Origin of the sequence: Pantoea sp. 9140, from assembly GCF_000745295.1 — a bacterium.
Classification (GTDB): Bacteria; Pseudomonadota; Gammaproteobacteria; order Enterobacterales; family Enterobacteriaceae; genus Pantoea; species Pantoea vagans.
On the sequence record NZ_JQNO01000001.1, the window covers coordinates 1,042,580 to 1,059,801 of the forward strand.

Annotated in this window: 16 protein-coding genes; 5 read left to right on the top strand and 11 right to left on the bottom strand. The window is 56.9% G+C overall.

Annotation, left to right across the window (positions count from 1 at the left end):
- The 3 genes from artJ to FA92_RS04930 form a co-directional block, all read right to left on the bottom strand.
- Complete coding sequence (artJ, locus tag FA92_RS04920) at positions 1-732, bottom strand: arginine ABC transporter substrate-binding protein (RefSeq protein ID WP_033732083.1); 732 nt, start codon at positions 730-732, stop codon at positions 1-3.
- A gap of 15 nt (positions 733-747) precedes the next feature.
- On the bottom strand, positions 748-1,476 hold the full coding sequence (gene artP, locus FA92_RS04925; RefSeq protein ID WP_013357289.1) for an arginine ABC transporter ATP-binding protein ArtP: 729 nt from the start codon (positions 1,474-1,476) through the stop codon (positions 748-750).
- Positions 1,477-1,699: 223 nt separating this feature from the next.
- Positions 1,700-2,239: a lipoprotein gene (locus FA92_RS04930; protein WP_033782483.1), complete on the bottom strand. Its 540-nt coding sequence runs from the start codon at positions 2,237-2,239 to the stop codon at positions 1,700-1,702.
- A gap of 106 nt (positions 2,240-2,345) precedes the next feature.
- Between FA92_RS04930 and FA92_RS04935 the strand changes: the two genes are divergently transcribed.
- Both FA92_RS04935 and FA92_RS04940 read left to right on the top strand, forming a co-directional pair.
- Positions 2,346-2,666 (top strand): heavy metal-binding domain-containing protein, encoded by a 321-nt coding sequence (locus tag FA92_RS04935; RefSeq protein ID WP_033782490.1) that lies wholly within the window; start codon positions 2,346-2,348, stop codon positions 2,664-2,666.
- Positions 2,663-3,487 carry an N-acetylmuramoyl-L-alanine amidase gene (locus tag FA92_RS04940; protein ID WP_033782492.1) on the top strand — a complete coding sequence of 275 codons (825 nt, stop codon included), beginning with the start codon at positions 2,663-2,665 and terminating at the stop codon, positions 3,485-3,487. Before FA92_RS04935 ends, FA92_RS04940 begins: the two co-directional genes overlap by 4 nt.
- A 4-nt stretch (positions 3,488-3,491) precedes the next feature.
- On the opposite strand, the gene ltaE is transcribed toward FA92_RS04940, so the two are convergent.
- The 3 genes from ltaE to FA92_RS04955 form a co-directional block, all read right to left on the bottom strand.
- Entirely contained in the window at positions 3,492-4,493 is a 1,002-nt protein-coding gene (ltaE, locus tag FA92_RS04945; RefSeq protein ID WP_033782494.1) for a low-specificity L-threonine aldolase, read from the bottom strand.
- A gap of 71 nt (positions 4,494-4,564) precedes the next feature.
- Entirely contained in the window at positions 4,565-6,286 is a 1,722-nt protein-coding gene (gene poxB, locus FA92_RS04950) for a ubiquinone-dependent pyruvate dehydrogenase (protein ID WP_033782495.1), read from the bottom strand.
- Positions 6,287-6,416: 130 nt separating this feature from the next.
- Positions 6,417-7,316, bottom strand: a complete 900-nt coding sequence (locus FA92_RS04955) for a lysine exporter LysO family protein (protein WP_033782496.1) — start codon at positions 7,314-7,316, stop codon at positions 6,417-6,419.
- A 125-nt stretch (positions 7,317-7,441) separates the two neighbouring features.
- On the opposite strand from FA92_RS04955, the gene FA92_RS04960 reads away from it, so the two are divergent.
- Positions 7,442-9,079, top strand: a complete 1,638-nt coding sequence (locus FA92_RS04960) for an ATP-dependent endonuclease (RefSeq protein WP_033782498.1) — start codon at positions 7,442-7,444, stop codon at positions 9,077-9,079.
- Positions 9,080-9,153: 74 nt separating this feature from the next.
- On the opposite strand, the gene cspD is transcribed toward FA92_RS04960, so the two are convergent.
- A complete protein-coding gene (gene cspD, locus FA92_RS04965; RefSeq protein WP_013357297.1) occupies positions 9,154-9,375 on the bottom strand; it encodes a cold shock-like protein CspD in 222 nt (73 codons plus the stop codon).
- Positions 9,376-9,691: 316 nt separating this feature from the next.
- On the opposite strand from cspD, the gene clpS reads away from it, so the two are divergent.
- Positions 9,692-10,012 carry an ATP-dependent Clp protease adapter ClpS gene (gene clpS / locus FA92_RS04970; RefSeq protein ID WP_003849318.1) on the top strand — a complete coding sequence of 107 codons (321 nt, stop codon included), beginning with the start codon at positions 9,692-9,694 and terminating at the stop codon, positions 10,010-10,012.
- A gap of 52 nt (positions 10,013-10,064) precedes the next feature.
- A complete protein-coding gene (gene clpA / locus FA92_RS04975) occupies positions 10,065-12,341 on the top strand; it encodes an ATP-dependent Clp protease ATP-binding subunit ClpA (RefSeq protein ID WP_033782500.1) in 2,277 nt (758 codons plus the stop codon).
- An 86-nt stretch (positions 12,342-12,427) separates the two neighbouring features.
- Here the strand turns inward: clpA and infA are convergent, their stop codons facing one another.
- The 4 genes from infA to cydD form a co-directional block, all read right to left on the bottom strand.
- The gene (infA, locus tag FA92_RS04980) at positions 12,428-12,646 is read right to left on the bottom strand and encodes a translation initiation factor IF-1 (RefSeq protein WP_002211347.1); all 219 of its coding nucleotides are present in this window, start codon (positions 12,644-12,646) and stop codon (positions 12,428-12,430) included.
- A 345-nt stretch (positions 12,647-12,991) separates the two neighbouring features.
- Complete coding sequence (gene aat / locus FA92_RS04985) at positions 12,992-13,684, bottom strand: leucyl/phenylalanyl-tRNA--protein transferase (protein ID WP_013357300.1); 693 nt, start codon at positions 13,682-13,684, stop codon at positions 12,992-12,994.
- A 33-nt stretch (positions 13,685-13,717) separates the two neighbouring features.
- Positions 13,718-15,448, bottom strand: coding sequence for a cysteine/glutathione ABC transporter ATP-binding protein/permease CydC (gene cydC, locus FA92_RS04990; RefSeq protein ID WP_033782502.1), 1,731 nt, complete (start codon positions 15,446-15,448; stop codon positions 13,718-13,720).
- Positions 15,448-17,217 carry a cysteine/glutathione ABC transporter permease/ATP-binding protein CydD gene (cydD, locus tag FA92_RS04995; RefSeq protein ID WP_033782504.1) on the bottom strand — a complete coding sequence of 590 codons (1,770 nt, stop codon included), beginning with the start codon at positions 17,215-17,217 and terminating at the stop codon, positions 15,448-15,450. Before cydD ends, cydC begins: the two co-directional genes overlap by 1 nt.
- Between the last annotated feature and the right edge of the window lie 5 nt (positions 17,218-17,222).

Genomic DNA, 17,222 nt, shown 5'->3' on the forward strand with positions numbered 1-17,222 from the left:
TTACTGCTGGAACCATTTGCTGTAGATGGTTTTGTACGTGCCATCTGCTTTGATCTTATCCAGCGCGCCATTGAATTTAGTCTGCAGATCGGTGTTACCGGTGCGTACCGCAATGCCCAGGCCAGTACCAAAGTAGGCTTTATCCGTCACTTTGTCGCCGACGGCAGCCAGCGCAGCATTCTGCTTCAGCCACTCGTTAACCACGGCGGTGTCACCGAAGACAGCATCAATACGGCCGTTTTTCAGATCCAGCACCGCGTTCTGATAGCTGTCGTAAGGCACGATGGTGATGTCGCTGTGTTTATCCGTCAGGTATTTCTGGTGAGTGGTGCCATTCTGAACGCCAACCCGCTTGCCTTTCAGCGCTTCAACACTGGCAACTTTGCCTTTCTGAGCAACAAACAGCGCCGAGTTGTCGTAGTAAGGCTTGGTGAACAGGACCTGTTTCTCACGATCCGGCGTGATATCCATGCCCGCCATCACCGCATCAAAACGACGGAACTTCAGGCTTGGGATCAGGCTGTCGAACGCCTGGTTAGTGAAGGTGCAGGTTGCGTCGATCTCTTTACACAGCGCGTTAGCCAGATCGACATCAAAGCCCTGAATTTTGTTGTCCGCATCCACAAACTCAAAAGGAGGATAAGAGGCTTCGGTCGCAAAACGAATTGTCTGAGCCGCGGTAGCGCTCAGGCTAAAACCGGCAAGCAGTGCAGCAAGTACCATTTTTTTCATTTTTAGCATCCTGACTTAGTGCGAAAGATAGTGAGCAAACGCCTCGGTTTGCGGCTGTGTAAAGCGGCTGGCATCGCCCTGTTCCACAATGTGACCGTTCTCCATGTAAACAACGCGGCTGGCCGTTTTACGTGCCACCTCCACTTCATGGGTCACAATCACCTGGGTAATGCGGGTCTGCGCCAGTTCGCGAATGATACTGACAATCTGTGCGGTAATTTCAGGGTCCAGCGCGGCCGTCGGCTCATCGAACAGCAGCACCTGCGGCTCCATCATCAGCGCGCGGGCAATGGCCACACGCTGCTGCTGACCCCCGGAGAGATGCAGCGGAAAGCGATCGCTATAGGGCGTCAGGCGCAGTCGGTCAAGCAGCTTATCGGCACGGGCACGGGCGTCGCTTTTACTGAGGCCCAGAACCCGGCAGGGCGCTTCGATCAGATTCTGCAGCACGGTCAGATGTGGCCAGAGATTATATTGCTGAAACACCATGCCGACGTTCTGACGCAGTTCGCGAATCGCGGCATCAGACGGTTTCTGCGTGAAGTCGAACTGATTGCCGGCAATCTGCAACTGACCTGAACGTGGCTGCTCCAGCAGGTTAAGTACCCGCAGTAACGAACTCTTGCCCGCACCGCTGGGCCCCAGCAGCACCAGAGTCTCGCCTTGCGGACACTCAAGGTTGATGTCGAACAGCGCCTGATGAGCACCGTAGAAGCAGTTTATTGCGTTTAGTTGAATACTCATGCGCCAGATTTGAATAGCTATTAGTGTCGCGGATTTTAACGTCACCAGAATAGTTATGCAATTAAGGTGGGTTAAAATTTGTAAAACAGCAGGTAAACAGCAAAAGCTTAGCACAATATCATGCGCTGTCTGCGGTCAGTGAAAGGCCTTGTGGCGGGCAGCGGCAATAAAAAAAGCGCAGTCACCTGCGGTGGCTGCGCTTTTCATAACCGTTGAACCTTAATTATTTTTTTGTTTTTTCAAGCATCTGGCTCAGGCTGCCACCCTCGGCATGCGCAGGGTTCGCCATGTAGCGCACGTCATCAACGACCCAGCAGGTACCCTGGTGGATCATCAGCACTTCATCCTGCCACTGTTTGCCATCGCGGCTCAGATCGACCCGCAGCGGTATGTTGCGTGCATCACGGTTCGGAATGGTGGAGGCATCGGCAACGCTGGCAGCCGTCGGACCCTGTGACAGGCTGGAGAAGAGATCGCCATTGCGCCACTGTGAGCCGGCATTGCTGCCGCTGGCCGCCTGCAGGGAGTGATAAAGCGCATCACTCAGGTAAGGGCGATATTTTGCCAGCGTGTTGCTGTCGGGCAGACCCTGCACAGGCTGTTCGACGCGCAGGTCGTAAAACTTCTGGGCTACCTGGTCAGGACCGCCGTCAATGCAGGGGGCGGTTCGCGGGCCATTATCCTTAATGACTGGCTCAACGGTGGTACAGGCGCTGAGCAGCAGGGCCGCCGGGATCATTAGCGCAAACGCGTTGTTTCTCATCTCGATTTCCTTATGGTTCTCTGGCAAGGTGCCCTTTTTAGCATAGAGTATAGCCGTGCTTTTTAGTCGAAAGAGCCTTAGCCCGGTTTTCAACAAGGAGAATGCGATGAAATTTTCAACAACCCCAACGCTGGAAGGTCACAGCATCAGTGAATATTGCGGCGTGGTTACCGGAGAAGCGATTCTTGGGGCCAACATCTTCCGCGATTTTTTCGCGGGCATCCGTGATGTGGTCGGTGGCCGTTCCGGCGCGTATGAGAAAGAACTGCGTAAAGCGCGGGAGATCGCGTTTGAAGAGCTGGAAGAGCAGGCAAAATCACTGGGTGCCAACGCGGTGGTCGGTATCGACATTGATTACGAAACGGTCGGCAAAGATGGCAGCATGCTGATGGTCAGCGTCAGCGGTACGGCGGTGATCATTCGTTGAAACGCGGGCTGCTGCTGATACTGGCACTGCTGCTGGCGGGCTGTCACTTCGGTATGGAGTCCCGTGACGGCTACTGGGCCGATCTGCGGCATCCGGCGCAGGGCGCACGACCACGGGTGAAGGTGATTGTGGTCCACTACACCGCCGAAGATTTTTCTTCGTCGCTGGCGACGCTCACCGATCGGGAAGTCAGCGCCCACTATCTGATTCCCCGCCAGCCGCCACAGCGCGCCGGTAAAGGCGTTATCTGGCAGCTGGTGCCAGAGCAGCAGCTTGCCTGGCATGCCGGTCCCAGCTTCTGGCGTGGAGCCACCCGCATCAATGACACCTCAATTGGCATTGAGCTGGTGAACCGGGGTTATCGCCGGACGCTGACCGGCCTCGAATGGCAGCCCTTTACCGCCGCGCAGATCACTACGCTGGAGGCGCTGGTGCGGGATATTGCACAGCGTTATGGCATCCCACCAGAAAACATTGCCGGTCACAGTGATATCGCGCCGCAGCGTAAGCAGGATCCTGGCCCACTGTTCCCGTGGCAGCAGCTCGCACAGCGCGGACTCGGTGCCTGGCCCGATGCCGGACGGGTGCAGTTTTATTTAGCGGGTCAGGATCCGCATGCGCAGGTACCTGTACAGCCGCTGATGGAAAGTCTGCAACGCTACGGTTATGCAGTGACAGCGGGGATGAGTGCGCGTGAACAGCAGAAGGTGATTACCGCGTTTCAGATGCATTTCCGGCCTGCGGATTATCGCGGTCAGCCCGATGCCGAAACCGCCGCGATAGCTGCCGCGCTACTGGAGAAGTATGGCGCGGCGGAATAGCGGATTACTGTTGGAGAAACGCCTTCCAGTGGGCGACAACCTGCTCCAGCGCCGCACGGTCCGCATCCAGATGAGTAACCAGTCGGGTGCGTGTTCCCACGCTGATTAACACGCCGCGTGCCTTCATCCACTCACCTAAGGGTTTGACCTGGGCTTCCGGCACCGCCACAAACAGCATGTTGGTCTGCTGATCGATGACGCTGACGCCCAGCTCATGCAGCTGCTGACCCAGCCAGGCGGCATTGTCATGATCTTCCTGCAGTCGCGCCACGTTGTGTTGTAACGCGTAGAGACCTGCCGCGGCCAGAATACCGGTCTGGCGCATACCGCCGCCGGTCATTTTACGCCAGCGACGGGCGCGCTCAATCAGCGCCGTGTCGCCGCACAGCAGCGAACCGACGGGCGTGCCCAGACCTTTAGAGAGACAGATGGTGAGGGTGTCGCAGTAGCGGGCAATCGCCACCAGCGTGGTCTTCTGTGCCACCACCGCGTTGAAAATGCGTGCGCCATCAATGTGCAGCGCCAGCTTGTGCTCGCGGGTAAAGGTCCAGGCCTGCTCCAGGTAATCCAGCGGCAGCACTTTTCCGTGATGGGTGTTCTCCAGACACAGCAGGCGGGTGCGGGCAAAGTGAATATCATCCGGCTTAATGGCCGCTGCCACCACATCGAGCGGCAGGGTACCATCGTCGGCGGCCAGCACCGGCTGCGGCTGAATACTGCCCAGCACCGCTGCGCCGCCCGCTTCATATTTGTAGTTGTGCGCCTGCTGACCGACGATATATTCATCGCCGCGCTCGCAGTGGCTGAGCAACGCCACCAGGTTTGCCTGGGTGCCGGTCGGGAAAAACAGCGCTGCGGCTTTGCCGCTCAGGCGTGCGGCTTCCGCCTCCAGCGCATTCACGGTGGGATCGTCACGGTAGACGTCATCACCGGTTTCGGCTGACATCATCGCGCTTAACATGGCGGCGCTGGGCCGGGTCACGGTATCACTGCGTAAATCGATCACCTTATGCTCCTGAACGTGGCGGAAGACAAAAAAAAGGCGGGCATCGCGCCCGCCTGGATGGAACCTCTGTTTTACCGCAGCCAGTTGGTTTTCGCCAGTTCTACCACCTCATCCCCGCGACCGTTCATGATGGCGCGCAGCATGTAGAGGCTGAAGCCTTTGGCCTGCTCCATTTTGATCTGCGGCGGCATCGCCAGTTCCTCTTTGGCGGTAATGACATCCACCAGCACCGGGCCATCATGGGCAAACGCCTGCTCCAGCGCGCCATTCAGTTCCGACGCTTTTTCTACCCGGATGCCACGGATGCCGCAGGCCTGGGCGATAGCGGCAAAGTCAGGATTCTCCAGCTCGGTGCCGTCAGTGAGATAGCCACCGGCCTTCATCTCCATCGCCACGAAGCCCAGTACGCTGTTGTTAAAGATCACCAGTTTTACCGGCATTTTCAGCTGCGCCAGCGAGATAAAATCGCCCATCAGCATGCTGAAACCGCCGTCGCCGCACAGCGCGACGACCTGACGGTTGCGATCGATCGACTGCGCGCCCAGCGCCTGTGGCATCGCATTCGCCATTGAGCCATGGTTAAACGAACCCAGCAGGCGGCGTTTGCCGTTCATCTTCAGGTAGCGCGCCGCCCAGACGGTCGGGGTTCCGACATCGCAGGTAAAGATAGCGTCGTCGCTGGCGTAGTGGCTGATCTGCTGTGCCAGATATTGCGGGTGGATCGGCTGCTTATCGTTGGGCTGCGCCAGTTCGTCCAGACTTTTGCGCGCCTCGCCATAATGCTTAACCGCGCTATCCAGATGTTTGCGATCGCTTTTGGGCGTCAGTTGCGGCAGCAATGCCTGTAGCGTGCTTTTCACATCACCGACATAAGCCTGATCGACGTGACAATGTGATCCCAGGCTGCCCGGATTGATATCGATCTGGATGATCCTAGCCTTTTCGGGATAGAAGGCGCGGTAGGGGAACTGGGTGCCGAGCAGTACCAGCGTCCCGGCATTCATCATGGCGTGGAAACCGGATGAGAAGCCAATCAGGCCGGTCATGCCGACATCATAAGGGTTGTCATACTCGATGTGCTCTTTACCGCGCAGCGCATGGACGATAGGCGCTTTCAGCGCTTCGGCCAGCGCGACCACTTCCTGATGCGCACCGGCGCAGCCACTGCCGCACAGCAGCGTAATATCGGTGGCGTCGTTCAGCGTCTGAGCCAGCCGCGCCAGTTCGGCGGGCTGCGGCAGGACCTGCGGCAACTGCGGCGGATACCACTCAGTGCTGGCGCTTTCCGGTGCCAGTTTCAGCGCCACGTCACCAGGCAGTACCACGACCGAGACGCCACGATTCAGAATCGCTTTACGCATGGCGATGCCCAGCACCTGGGGTAACTGCTCAGGATTCGAGACCAGCTCACAGTAGTGGCTGCATTCGCGGAACAGCTCCTGCGGATGGGTTTCCTGGAAATAGCCGCTGCCGATTTCGCTGGAGGGGATATGCGCCGCGATCGCCAGAACCGGGACGCGGTTGCGATGGCAGTCAAACAAACCGTTGATCAGATGTAAATTGCCTGGCCCGCAGGAACCGGCGCAGACCGCCAGTTCGCCGCTGATATGGGCTTCCGCGCCCGCCGCAAAGGCAGCCACTTCTTCATGGCGCGTCGGCATCCATTCGATGGTGCCCATGCGATTGAGACTGTCGCTCAGGCCATTAAGGGAGTCCCCGGTGACACCCCAGATGCGTTTGACGCCCGCGCTTTCCAGCGTTTTGGCGACCAGCGCCGCCACGGTTTGTTTCATGCTCTTCTCCTTTGTCGGCCCGTACTAAAGAGTGACGTGACCAGAACCGAAAAAAGAAGCGTAGACGACACGGCAGAAAAACAAACGTGAAAAAATGCGCTGGCAGAGCTCAGCGCATCTCAGACAGGATTCAGGCAGAGAAGAGGGCGATCAGAATCGGGGCCAGCAGACTCATGACAAAGCCGTGCACAATGGCGGCCGGGACAATCTCATTGCCGCCCGCCCGCTGCAGTACCGGCAGGGTAAAGTCCATTGAGGTGGCTCCGCACAGGCCCAGTGCACTTGAACGATGACGGCCAATCAGTGCCGGGATCAGCATGATGGCCACCAGTTCACGCACCAGATCGTTGAAGAAGGCGGCGCTGCCGATGACCGGGCCAAAGGCTTCGGTCATCAGAATGCCGGAGAGGGAGTACCAGCCAAAGCCGCTGGCCAACGCCAGACCGGTCTTCAGAGGGATGCCCAGTACCAGCGCGGCAAGCATGCCGCCGATCAGCGCGCTGACCAGCACGACAACGGCCACCAGCATGCCACGACGGTTCAGGATGATTTGCCGCAACGTCATGCCGCTGCCGCGCAGCTGAATGCCCACCAGAAACAGCAGGAAGATCAGCGCATATTCGCTTGCGGTTGAGGCGTGATGCAGCAGTGGCCACTGGGTCAGCCCAAGCAAAAAACCAAGGACAACGACGCCGCACAGCTTCAGGGAGTCCAGCGCCATATGCAGTCGCGATGGAAGTTTCTCCTGTCGGTGCGCATGATGCCAGGGGGCATACTTTTCCAGTCCGCGCAGTGCCAGCAGATTGCACAGCAGAATACAGAACGCCGCCACCAGTGCGGTGTAAAAAACCGCCAGCAGGTTGCTGCTCAGATTGTCGAGAAAGGCCAGACTGATGCCCATAAAGAAGAGGATCACGTAAACCATCCAGCCCAGCAGCTGATTTACCCGGCGCAGGGTGTCGGTTTTGCGGAAAGGTAGCAGCCAGCCGGCGATCAGCGGCAGCAGAATAATCAGAAGTCCGGAGTACATATCAATGCCATCCATGGGGGAAGAGGCAACACGCTAGCGAAAAAGCGTATCGGAGTAAACCCCATCGCAGCTTGACCGGTTCGCTGGCGGCAACCATGCTGTTTATAACCTGAGGACGGACGCCTATGATTCTGGAACATATCGATATTCGCGGTTTCCGCGGCATCAACAAACTCTCACTCCCTCTAACCCGGACCAATCTGCTGATTGGTGAGAATGCGTGGGGGAAATCCAGCCTGCTGGATGCCCTGAGCCTGCTGCTTTCGCCCCATGAACCAGCCTATGATTTTACCCAGGCTGATTTCCATTTCACGCCAGGCGATGTGACCGATCCTATGCGCCGTCTGTCAGTAGTATTTCATTTTCGCGATGACGGCAGCGACCCGGATGCGGTGCTCTCGGCCTTCTGGCAGCACGATGCTCAGGGTCAGCGTCGGCTTTATTACAGTGTTAGTGCCACCTGGCGTGACAGCGGCATCGAGACCCGACGCCGTTTCGTTGATGTGAACGCACAGCTGTTGCCTGAGCAGCACTGCGCGGCGGCCATTGATCTGCTGCTGAAACGCTATCCGGTGCTGCGACTGCGCGATGCGCGCTTTAGTAAGCGGACGCAAAACAGTGCGCCGGTGGCGACTCCCCATCCTGAGCTGCTGGCGGGCATGGAGTCGCTGGCGCGCGATCTGGAGCATCATCCCCAGCAGCTCAGTGATGAGGTGCTGCGACAGGGGCTGAAGACCATGCAGCAGCTAATGCAGCACTACTTTCTGGTGCAGTTGCCCGATGCGGGCAACGAACTCAGGTCACGGGATGCGCAGACACGCGACGGGGAAAAGGGATGGCGGGCGCTGGATCATCTCAATCAGCTGATTGCGGGAACCGACTCCCGCAGCCGTCAGCTGATCCTGCTGCAAATGTTTACCCTGCTGATTGAGGCGCGAGGCGATGTCCCGCTGGCCGCTGATGCCCGGCCGCTGCTGCTGATTGAAGATCCTGAAACCCGGCTGCATCCGATTATGTTGTCGGTAGCATGGAACCTGCTGAAGCTGCTGCCGTTGCAAAAAATCGCCACCACCAATTCCGCTGAGCTGCTGTCTCAGGTGCCTGTAGAGAACGTCTGTCGTCTGGTACGCGGCCCCTCGCGCGTGGCCGCCTGGCGTATTGGTCCGGAGGGATTGAGTGCCGAAGAGAGCCGACGCATCGGCTTCCATATTCGTGTCAACCGGCCTGCAGCGCTGTTTGCCCGTTGCTGGCTGCTGGTGGAGGGGGAAACCGAAGTCTGGATCATGAATGAGCTGGCACAGCAGTGCGGTTACAACTTCGCGGCTGAAGGGGTAAAAGTAATTGAGTTTGCTCAGTCGGGCTTAAAGCCGCTGCTGAAGTTTGCCCGCCGCATGGGCATTGCCTGGCATGTGCTGACAGACGGCGATCAGGCGGGTAATAAATATGCCAGCACCGCACGCACACAGTTACAGCCCGGCGATCCTGAGCCGCGTTTTCTGACGCAGCTACCGGCGCTGGATATGGAGAATTTTCTCTATCACCAGGGTTTCCAGGATGTCTATCATCAGATGGCGCACCTGCCGTTAAACGTTCCGATGAGTTCCAGGCGTATTATTACTAAAGCGATTCACCAGAGCTCCAAGCCAGAACTGGCAATCGCAGTGGCGACGTCGGCGGCGGAACGCGGGCCGGAGGCCATCCCGCCGTTAATACGGCAGATGTTTGCCCGGGTGATTGGGCTGGCGCAGCGCCAGGCAGATTAAGTCTGCTTCGGAAAGAAAAATGCCAGCGGCACTGGCTGGCATTTTTGCGTCACTGTTCAGAGGTGGGGTAAGTATCACGCCACGGCCTGTATCTCAACCGGCACGATGAGGCTAGCGTGATTGCCTTTCGGACCTTCATGAACGTCGAACTGAACCTGCTGGCCTGCCTTTAGCGTGCGGTAGCCTTCCATCTGGATGGTGGAGTAGTGTGCAAAAATATCGTCGCCACCGCCAACCGGACAGATAAAGCCAAAGCCTTTGGAATTATTGAACCATTTAACTGTGCCCGTCTCCATGCTTTTACTTCCCTCGCAAGACATTTTATAAGTAGGTGAGGTCTTACAGGCTGTGAGTCGGATTTGATTAAAACTCAATCAGCGTGTGCAGGTAGAATGTAGAGAAAGCGCCGCTGGCGTCAAGCAAACCACCGGGCCAGGTGGGGAAAAAATCATCAAAATTTGAGGTAGTTAACGCTATTGCAAATTTTGTGATGCAGGTCGCGCAAGGGAATTTCTGAATAAATTTTCAGCAGCGACCAGGAGCTTGACAGGCATGTTAAACTCTCAACATGTAGCCATTAAAAGGCTCAAAGCAAAATCTCAACGGAACACTATGGCAAACACAAACGACTGGCTTAACTTTGAACATCTGGCCGAAGACAAAGTACGCGAAGGGTTAAAGCCGCCTTCTATGTATAAAGTCATTCTGAATAATGACGATTATACACCTATGGAATTTGTTATTGACGTCGTACAAAAGTTCTTTTCTTATGATGTTGAACGTGCAACGCAGCTGATGTTGAAAGTTCACTATCACGGCAAGGCGATCTGTGGTGTATTTACTGCAGAAGTCGCCGAAACAAAAGCGGCCCAGGTGAACAACTATGCGCGGGAAAACCATCATCCGTTGCTGTGTACGCTGGAAAAAGCCTGAACCCGTCTCCATATAGGAAACTGGTAAGGGCGATAATTGGGGGAGGTGCCTAATGCTCAATCAAGAACTGGAACTCAGTTTAAATATGGCTTTCGCCAGAGCGCGTGAGCACCGTCATGAGTTTATGACCGTCGAGCATCTGTTACTGGCGTTGCTCAGTAACCCGTCGGCCAGAGAGGCACTGGAAGCCTGTACGGTGGACATTGTGGCTCTGCGGCAGGAACTCGAAGCCTTCATCGAACAAACCACGCCGGTGCTGCCCGCCAGTGAAGAGGAGCGCGATACACAACCGACGCTCAGCTTCCAGCGCGTCCTGCAGCGTGCGGTTTTCCATGTCCAGTCATCCGGTCGCAGCGAAGTCACCGGGGCAAATGTGCTGGTCGCCATCTTCAGCGAGCAGGAGTCGCAAGCGGCCTATCTGTTACGCAAACATGAAGTCAGCCGCCTTGATGTGGTGAATTTCATCTCTCATGGTACGCGCAAAGACGAGCCGGGCCAGGCGCCAGGCGCTGAAAATCCGGTTAACGAAGAGCAAGCAGGCGGGGAGGAGCGTATGGAAAACTTCACCACCAATCTTAATCAGCTTGCTCGCGTCGGTGGTATTGATCCACTGATTGGTCGCGATAAAGAGCTGGAACGTACCATTCAGGTGCTGTGCCGTCGTCGTAAAAACAACCCGCTGCTGGTGGGTGAATCGGGTGTGGGTAAAACCGCCATTGCAGAAGGTCTCGCCTGGCGTATCGAGCAGGGCGATGTACCGGAAGTGATGAAAGACTGCACCATCTACTCGCTGGATATCGGTTCACTGCTGGCGGGCACTAAATACCGTGGTGACTTTGAAAAACGTTTCAAAGCGCTGCTGAAGCAGCTGGAACAGGACGAACACAGCATTCTGTTTATCGATGAGATCCATACCATCATCGGTGCGGGTGCCGCGTCCGGTGGCCAGGTTGATGCCGCTAACCTGATCAAGCCACTGCTTTCTTCGGGCAAGATTCGCGTGATGGGTTCCACCACGTATCAGGAATTCAGCAACATCTTCGAAAAAGATCGTGCTCTGGCGCGTCGTTTCCAGAAGATCGATATCACGGAGCCTTCTGTTGAAGAGACCGTGCAGATCCTGAATGGCCTGAAAACCAAGTACGAAGCGCATCACGATGTGCGTTATAACGCGAAAGCGGTGCGTGCAGCCGTGGAACTGGCGGTGAAATATATCAACGATCGTCATCTGCCTGACAAGGCGATTGATGTGATTGATGAAGCCGGTGCGCGTGCGCGCCTGATGCCAGCCAGTAAGCGTAAGAAAACTATCAATGTCTCTGACATTGAAACCGTGGTGGCCCGTATTGCCCGTATCCCTGAGCAAAGCGTGTCGGCAACCGATCGCGATACGCTGAGAAATCTGGGTGATCGCCTGAAGATGCTGGTGTTTGGTCAGGACAACGCCATTGAGGCGCTGACGGAAGCGATCAAAATGAGCCGCGCCGGTCTGGGTCAGGATCGTAAGCCGGTCGGGTCCTTCCTGTTTGCCGGACCAACCGGTGTTGGTAAAACGGAAGTCACCGTGCAGCTGGCGAAAGCACTGGGCATTGAGCTGCTGCGCTTTGATATGTCTGAGTATATGGAGCGTCATACCGTCAGTCGTCTGATTGGTGCGCCTCCGGGTTACGTCGGATTTGATCAGGGTGGCCTGCTGACGGATGCGGTAATCAAGCATCCTCACGCGGTCGTGCTGCTGGATGAGATTGAGAAAGCGCACCCGGATGTCTTTAACCTGCTGCTGCAGGTGATGGATAACGGCATGCTGACCGACAACAACGGTCGTAAAGCAGACTTCCGTAACGTGGTGCTGGTGATGACCACCAACGCCGGTGTGCGTGAGACAGAACGTAAGTCGATTGGCCTGATTCATCAGGACAACAGCACCGATGCGATGGAGGAGATCAAAAAGATCTTTACGCCAGAGTTTCGTAACCGTCTCGACAACATCATCTGGTTCAGTCACCTGTCACCAGAGGTGATCCATCAGGTGGTCGACAAGTTTATTGTCGAGTTGCAGGCGCAGCTGGATGCGAAAGGCGTGTCGCTGGAAGTCAGTGATGAAGCGCGTGACTGGCTGGCTGAGAAGGGCTACGACAAAGCGATGGGCGCACGTCCGATGGCGCGCACCGTGCAGGACAGCCTGAAGAAACCGTTAGCTAATGAACTGCTGTTTGGTTCGCTGGTGGATGGCGGCTCAGTATCAGTCGCGCTGGATCGTGAGAAGGGTGAACTGACCTATCACTTCCTGAGTGCTGAAAAACGCAAAACCGAAGGCACTGTGCATTAATCACCTGCTACAGATGTGAAAAAGGCCGGATTAAAATCCGGCCTTTTTTTTCGCTGCAATATGCAGAGCGATGAGATTACTGCAAATTAGCGACTACGGAAGACAATGCGGCCTTTGCTCAGGTCGTACGGGGTCAACTCAACGGTCACTTTGTCACCCGTCAGGATACGGATGTAGTTTTTGCGCATTTTACCGGAGATATGAGCAGTGACCACGTGTCCGTTTTCAAGTTCTACGCGGAACATGGTGTTAGGTAACGTATCCAGTACGGTACCTTGCATTTCAATATTGTCTTCTTTGGCCATCGAATCCTCTGGGTGTACTACCTTTCAGTTGAACCGGCAAGATAATGCCCAATTCAACGATTTATGTAAAGAACCGTCGGCGATTTTGCCAACGCTTTGCTGGGGTGCACGTCAGTTGCGCGCATCCGGTAAAATTAGGGTGTTTAAGGTGACGTCTGCAGGGGATTAGCGGGCTAAGAATCTGAATCAACCGGTTACATGCGCACGATTGAAAACAGTTCCGAGAGTGCGTTGAGATTCCCAGCCTGGCAATTCCGGCTCGTTATAGCGAAGCGCGGACGACATACCAAACTCGACTATTATACCACTTATGCGCCTTTATGTGTGCAAAACATCTCTGCACGGCTAAAAAAGCGTTTGTGTCTGCCAGCAGCCATCGCTGACCGGCTGGTCAGCAAGGCGTTGTACATATTGCAGATAATCAGCGCGCGGGATCTCCTGCGCGCCCAGCGAGGCAGTATGGGGATTAAGTACCTGACAATCTACCAGTCGGCCCTGATGCCGGATGAAATGCTGACAAAAGACCCATAGTGCGGTTTTGGATGCATTCTGCTGACGACTGAACATCGACTCACCGCAGAAGATTTGTCCCATCGCCAGCCCATACATGCCACCCACCAGTTGATGTTCATCCCACACCTCGATGGAGTGCGCGTGGCCAAGTTCATACAGTCGCAACCAGGCACGCTTCATCTCAAAGGTAATCCAGGTGCCTTCCTCGCGACCGCTGGCGCAGCCCTCAAGCACCTCGGCAAAGGACTCGTTCATTGTCACCCGATAGGGTGAGCGATTGTGAAAACGCTTCATGCTACGGCTGAGATGAAACTGCTCTGGTAACAGAACGGCCCGGGGGTCGGGCGACCACCAGAGAATGGGATCGCCGGGCGAAAACCACGGAAAAATACCGTGCTTGTAAGCGTTAAGTAACCGGGCAGGGGAGAGATCACCGCCCATTGCCAGCAGGCCGTTTGGCTCACGCAGTGCCATCTCAGGCGGGGGAAAGAGCAGAGATTCCCGTGACAGTTGTACCAGTCTCATCGCGTTATGTTACTCATCGGCATTTCGCTAAGACTATAACGCAATACGCTGCCGGAAACGCCAGTAGCGCCCCGCTTTTGAGATTAATTCCGTATGACTGCCCTGTTCAACAATCGCGCCATTATCCATCACGCAGATACGATCCATGCGCTCCAGGCCACTCAGCCGGTGAGTAACCATGATCGTGGTTTTTCCGGCGGTCAGCCGTTGCAACAGGGCGAGAATATGTTGCTCGGTGGTCGCATCAAGCCCTTCGGTGGGCTCATCCAGCAGCCAGAGATCGCCGTCGTGCAGTAACGCACGCGCCAGCGCCAGCCGGCGCAGTTCGCCGCCGGAAAGCGGGCGACCCCCTTCGCCCATCCAGGCGTTTAATCCTTCCTGGTTCTCAAGCAGGCGCTGCAGGCCAACATCGTTCAGTACGCGGCATAGCTGTTCATCAGTGGCATCGGGACGAGCCAGCAGCAGGTTATCGCGCAGGCTCTGACTGAAAAGATGAACCCGCTGCGTCACCACGCTGATACGCTGGCGCAACGCGGACTCTGACCAGGCGGTAATCGGCAGATCATTCAGGATGATGACACCGTGCTGGCTCTCCCTGGCGCGGGTCAGCAGCGCAAGCAGCGTCGATTTTCCGCAGCCGGTCGGTCCCAGTAGCGCGATATGTTCACCTGCGGCGACCTGCAGGGTACAGCTGTTGAGTACCTTATCCGGACGGTCGGGGTAGCTGAAGTCGAGCCGATCGATACTGACGTTGAGCGGTCCTGACCGGGCATCTGACTGTGCCGGAAAGGTGATAGCGGGTGACTGATCGATAATGTCATTGACCCGTTGCGCGGCGGTTGTCACCTGCGACATAGGCAGAAAAGCGCCTGCAACCGGTGCCAGCGCCTCAAAGGCGGCCAGGGCGCAGAACACCACCAGCGCAATTAGCGACCCGGGTAACTGCTGTTCACTGATTGTCGCAGCACCAAGCCAGAGCAGCAGGGTTACGGTTACGCCACTGATCAGCAGCAGCAGGCTCTGGGCGGCGGCCTGTAAACGCTGTTGCTGGCTTTGTGCCTGCTGCCAGCGCTGTTCATCCTGGTCAAGTTGCTGACGCCAGCTCTGCGAGGCACCATATAACGTCAGTTCAGCCTGCGCCGCCAGCCACTGCATCAGCTGCTGACGCCAGCGAGCGCGTCCATGGGCAATTGCAACGCCTGCCGGTGAGCCCAGACGATAAAACAGCGACGGCATCAGAACCAGCGTACTCAGCATGATACCGCCGAGCGTCAGTGCCAGCGAAACATCAATAAAACTCATCCCAAGGGTAACGACCACTATCATCACAAATGCGCCGAGCAGCGGCGAAATGACGCGCAGATACAGATGGTCCAGCGTATCAACATCGGCGACAAAACGGTTGAGCAGGTCCGCCTGGCGCAACTGTGACAGCTGTCCCGGCGAAAGTGCCATCAGGCGGCTGAAGGTGTGGACACGCAGATGCTGAAGCACCCTGAACGTCGCATCATGGCTGACCAGACGTTCAGCATAGCGTGCGGCAGTGCGGATGATCGCAGCGCCACGGACGCCTGCCGCGGGCAGCATATAGTTGAAGGTATAGAGGCCCGCTACGCCTGCCACTGACGATGCGGCGAGAAACCAGCCTGACAGGGTCAGCAGGCTGATGCTGGCCAGCAGGGTAACAATCGCCAGCACAATGCCCAGCGCAAGACGGAATGGGTGGCGCAGCCAGAGACGAAGAAAAGGACGCAAGGCTGACATCAGCGGATCTCCTGTTGACGATGCTTCAGCATCTCGCTGAAGGCACCCGGCTGTTGCGATAGCTGCTGCCAGTTACCCTGTTGCACCAGTTTACCCGCCTCCATTACCCAGAGGGTCTGCCAGCGACTCAGCGTATCAATCTGATGGGTAATCATCAGGGTGGTCTGGCGGGCAGCCGCCTGGTTCAGGGCCAGCATCACATGACGGTCGCTGAGTGCATCCAGGCTGGCTGCCGGCTCATCAAGCAGCAATAAATGTGAGGATTTATAGAGCGCGCGTGCGACCGCGACCCGCTGTGCCTGACCCACTGACAGCTGATTACCATCATCGCCGGGCTGAGTTTCAATCCCCCTGGGCAGACGAGGCATGAACTCGTTAATGCCACATGATTCCAGCAGCATCGCAAAGCGCTCGCTATCCCAGACCGCATTCATCACGATATTGTCGCGTAAGGTGCTGGCCGGTAACTGAGGATTCTGTCCTACCCAGCTAAGCTGCTGATGCCAGTCACTCCGCCGTATATCACGCAGTTCGACGCCATTCGCTTTCAGCGAGCCCTGATAAGGCAGGAAGCCAAGCAGGGCGTTCATCAGTGCCGTTTTCCCGGCTCCGCTTTGACCGACCAGCGCAATCTGCTCGCCATGGGCAATAGTGAAAGTGAGCGGGCCACACAGCACCTGACCATCAGGCGCGCAGACCCGCAGATCATCGGCGACAAGCGCGATGGAGCGGTCGGCTGTGAAAGGTAACCGACCCTCCTGCGGCGCGGCGTCAGGTGTCGCCTGCATAAATGTTTCAAGTGCATCGGCACCGCCGACCGCCTGGGCTTTGGCATGATAGAACGCGCCGAGATCGCGCAGTGGCTGGAAAAACTCCGGGGCGAGGATCAGTACCAGGAACCCGGCAAACAGCGTCACGCCGTGGCCATAATCACCGAAATGTAATTCGCCCAGATAGGAGAAGCCAAAATAGACGGCTACCACAGCAATGGCTAACGAGGCAAAAAACTCCAGCACGGCGGAGGAGAGAAACGCTAAACGCAGCACGTCCATGGTGCGCTGGCGAAAATCAGTGGTGGCGTCGGCAACCGCCTGCTGCTCTGCTTCACCACGATGAAACAGCCGCAGCGTTTCTCTGCCGCGCAGACGGTCGAGAAAGTTACCGCTCAGGCGGGCCAGCACCAGGAAGTTGCGGCGATTGGCCTCGGCCGCACCCATGCCGACCAGCGCCATAAACAGCGGAATCAACGGCGCAGTGGCAAACAGGATCAGACCTGCGGTCCAGTTCAGCGGAAAAACAGTCAGCAGAATGCAGCAGGGGATCAGCACCGCCAGCGTCATCTGCGGCAGGTAGCGGGCGTAGTACTCCTGCATCTCTTCGATCTGCTCCAGCAGCAGGGTTGCCCAGCTCCCGGCTGGTTTTCCCTGAATCCACGCCGGGCCCAGCGCAGACAACCGGTCTAAGACCTGCTGACGTAACGCCTGACGGATAGCCTGCCCCGCCCGATAACCGGTCAGTTCGCGGGCATAGTTGATCAGGGCGCGCAGTGCGAAGCAGAGCAGTAACAGCAGGATGCTAACCGTCAGGGTTTCACGCGGCTGCTGGTCAATGATCAGCGCCTGCAGCAGCGAGGCCAGTAAACCCGACTGGGCAATGATCAGCAGGGCACTTACCATGCCCAGCAGCGTGTTGAGCCGCAACCAGCGACCGGCGAAACGACGTTGCTGACGAAGCCAGCGGGTAAGATGCTGCTGCCGCGATTTGTCCATGCGAG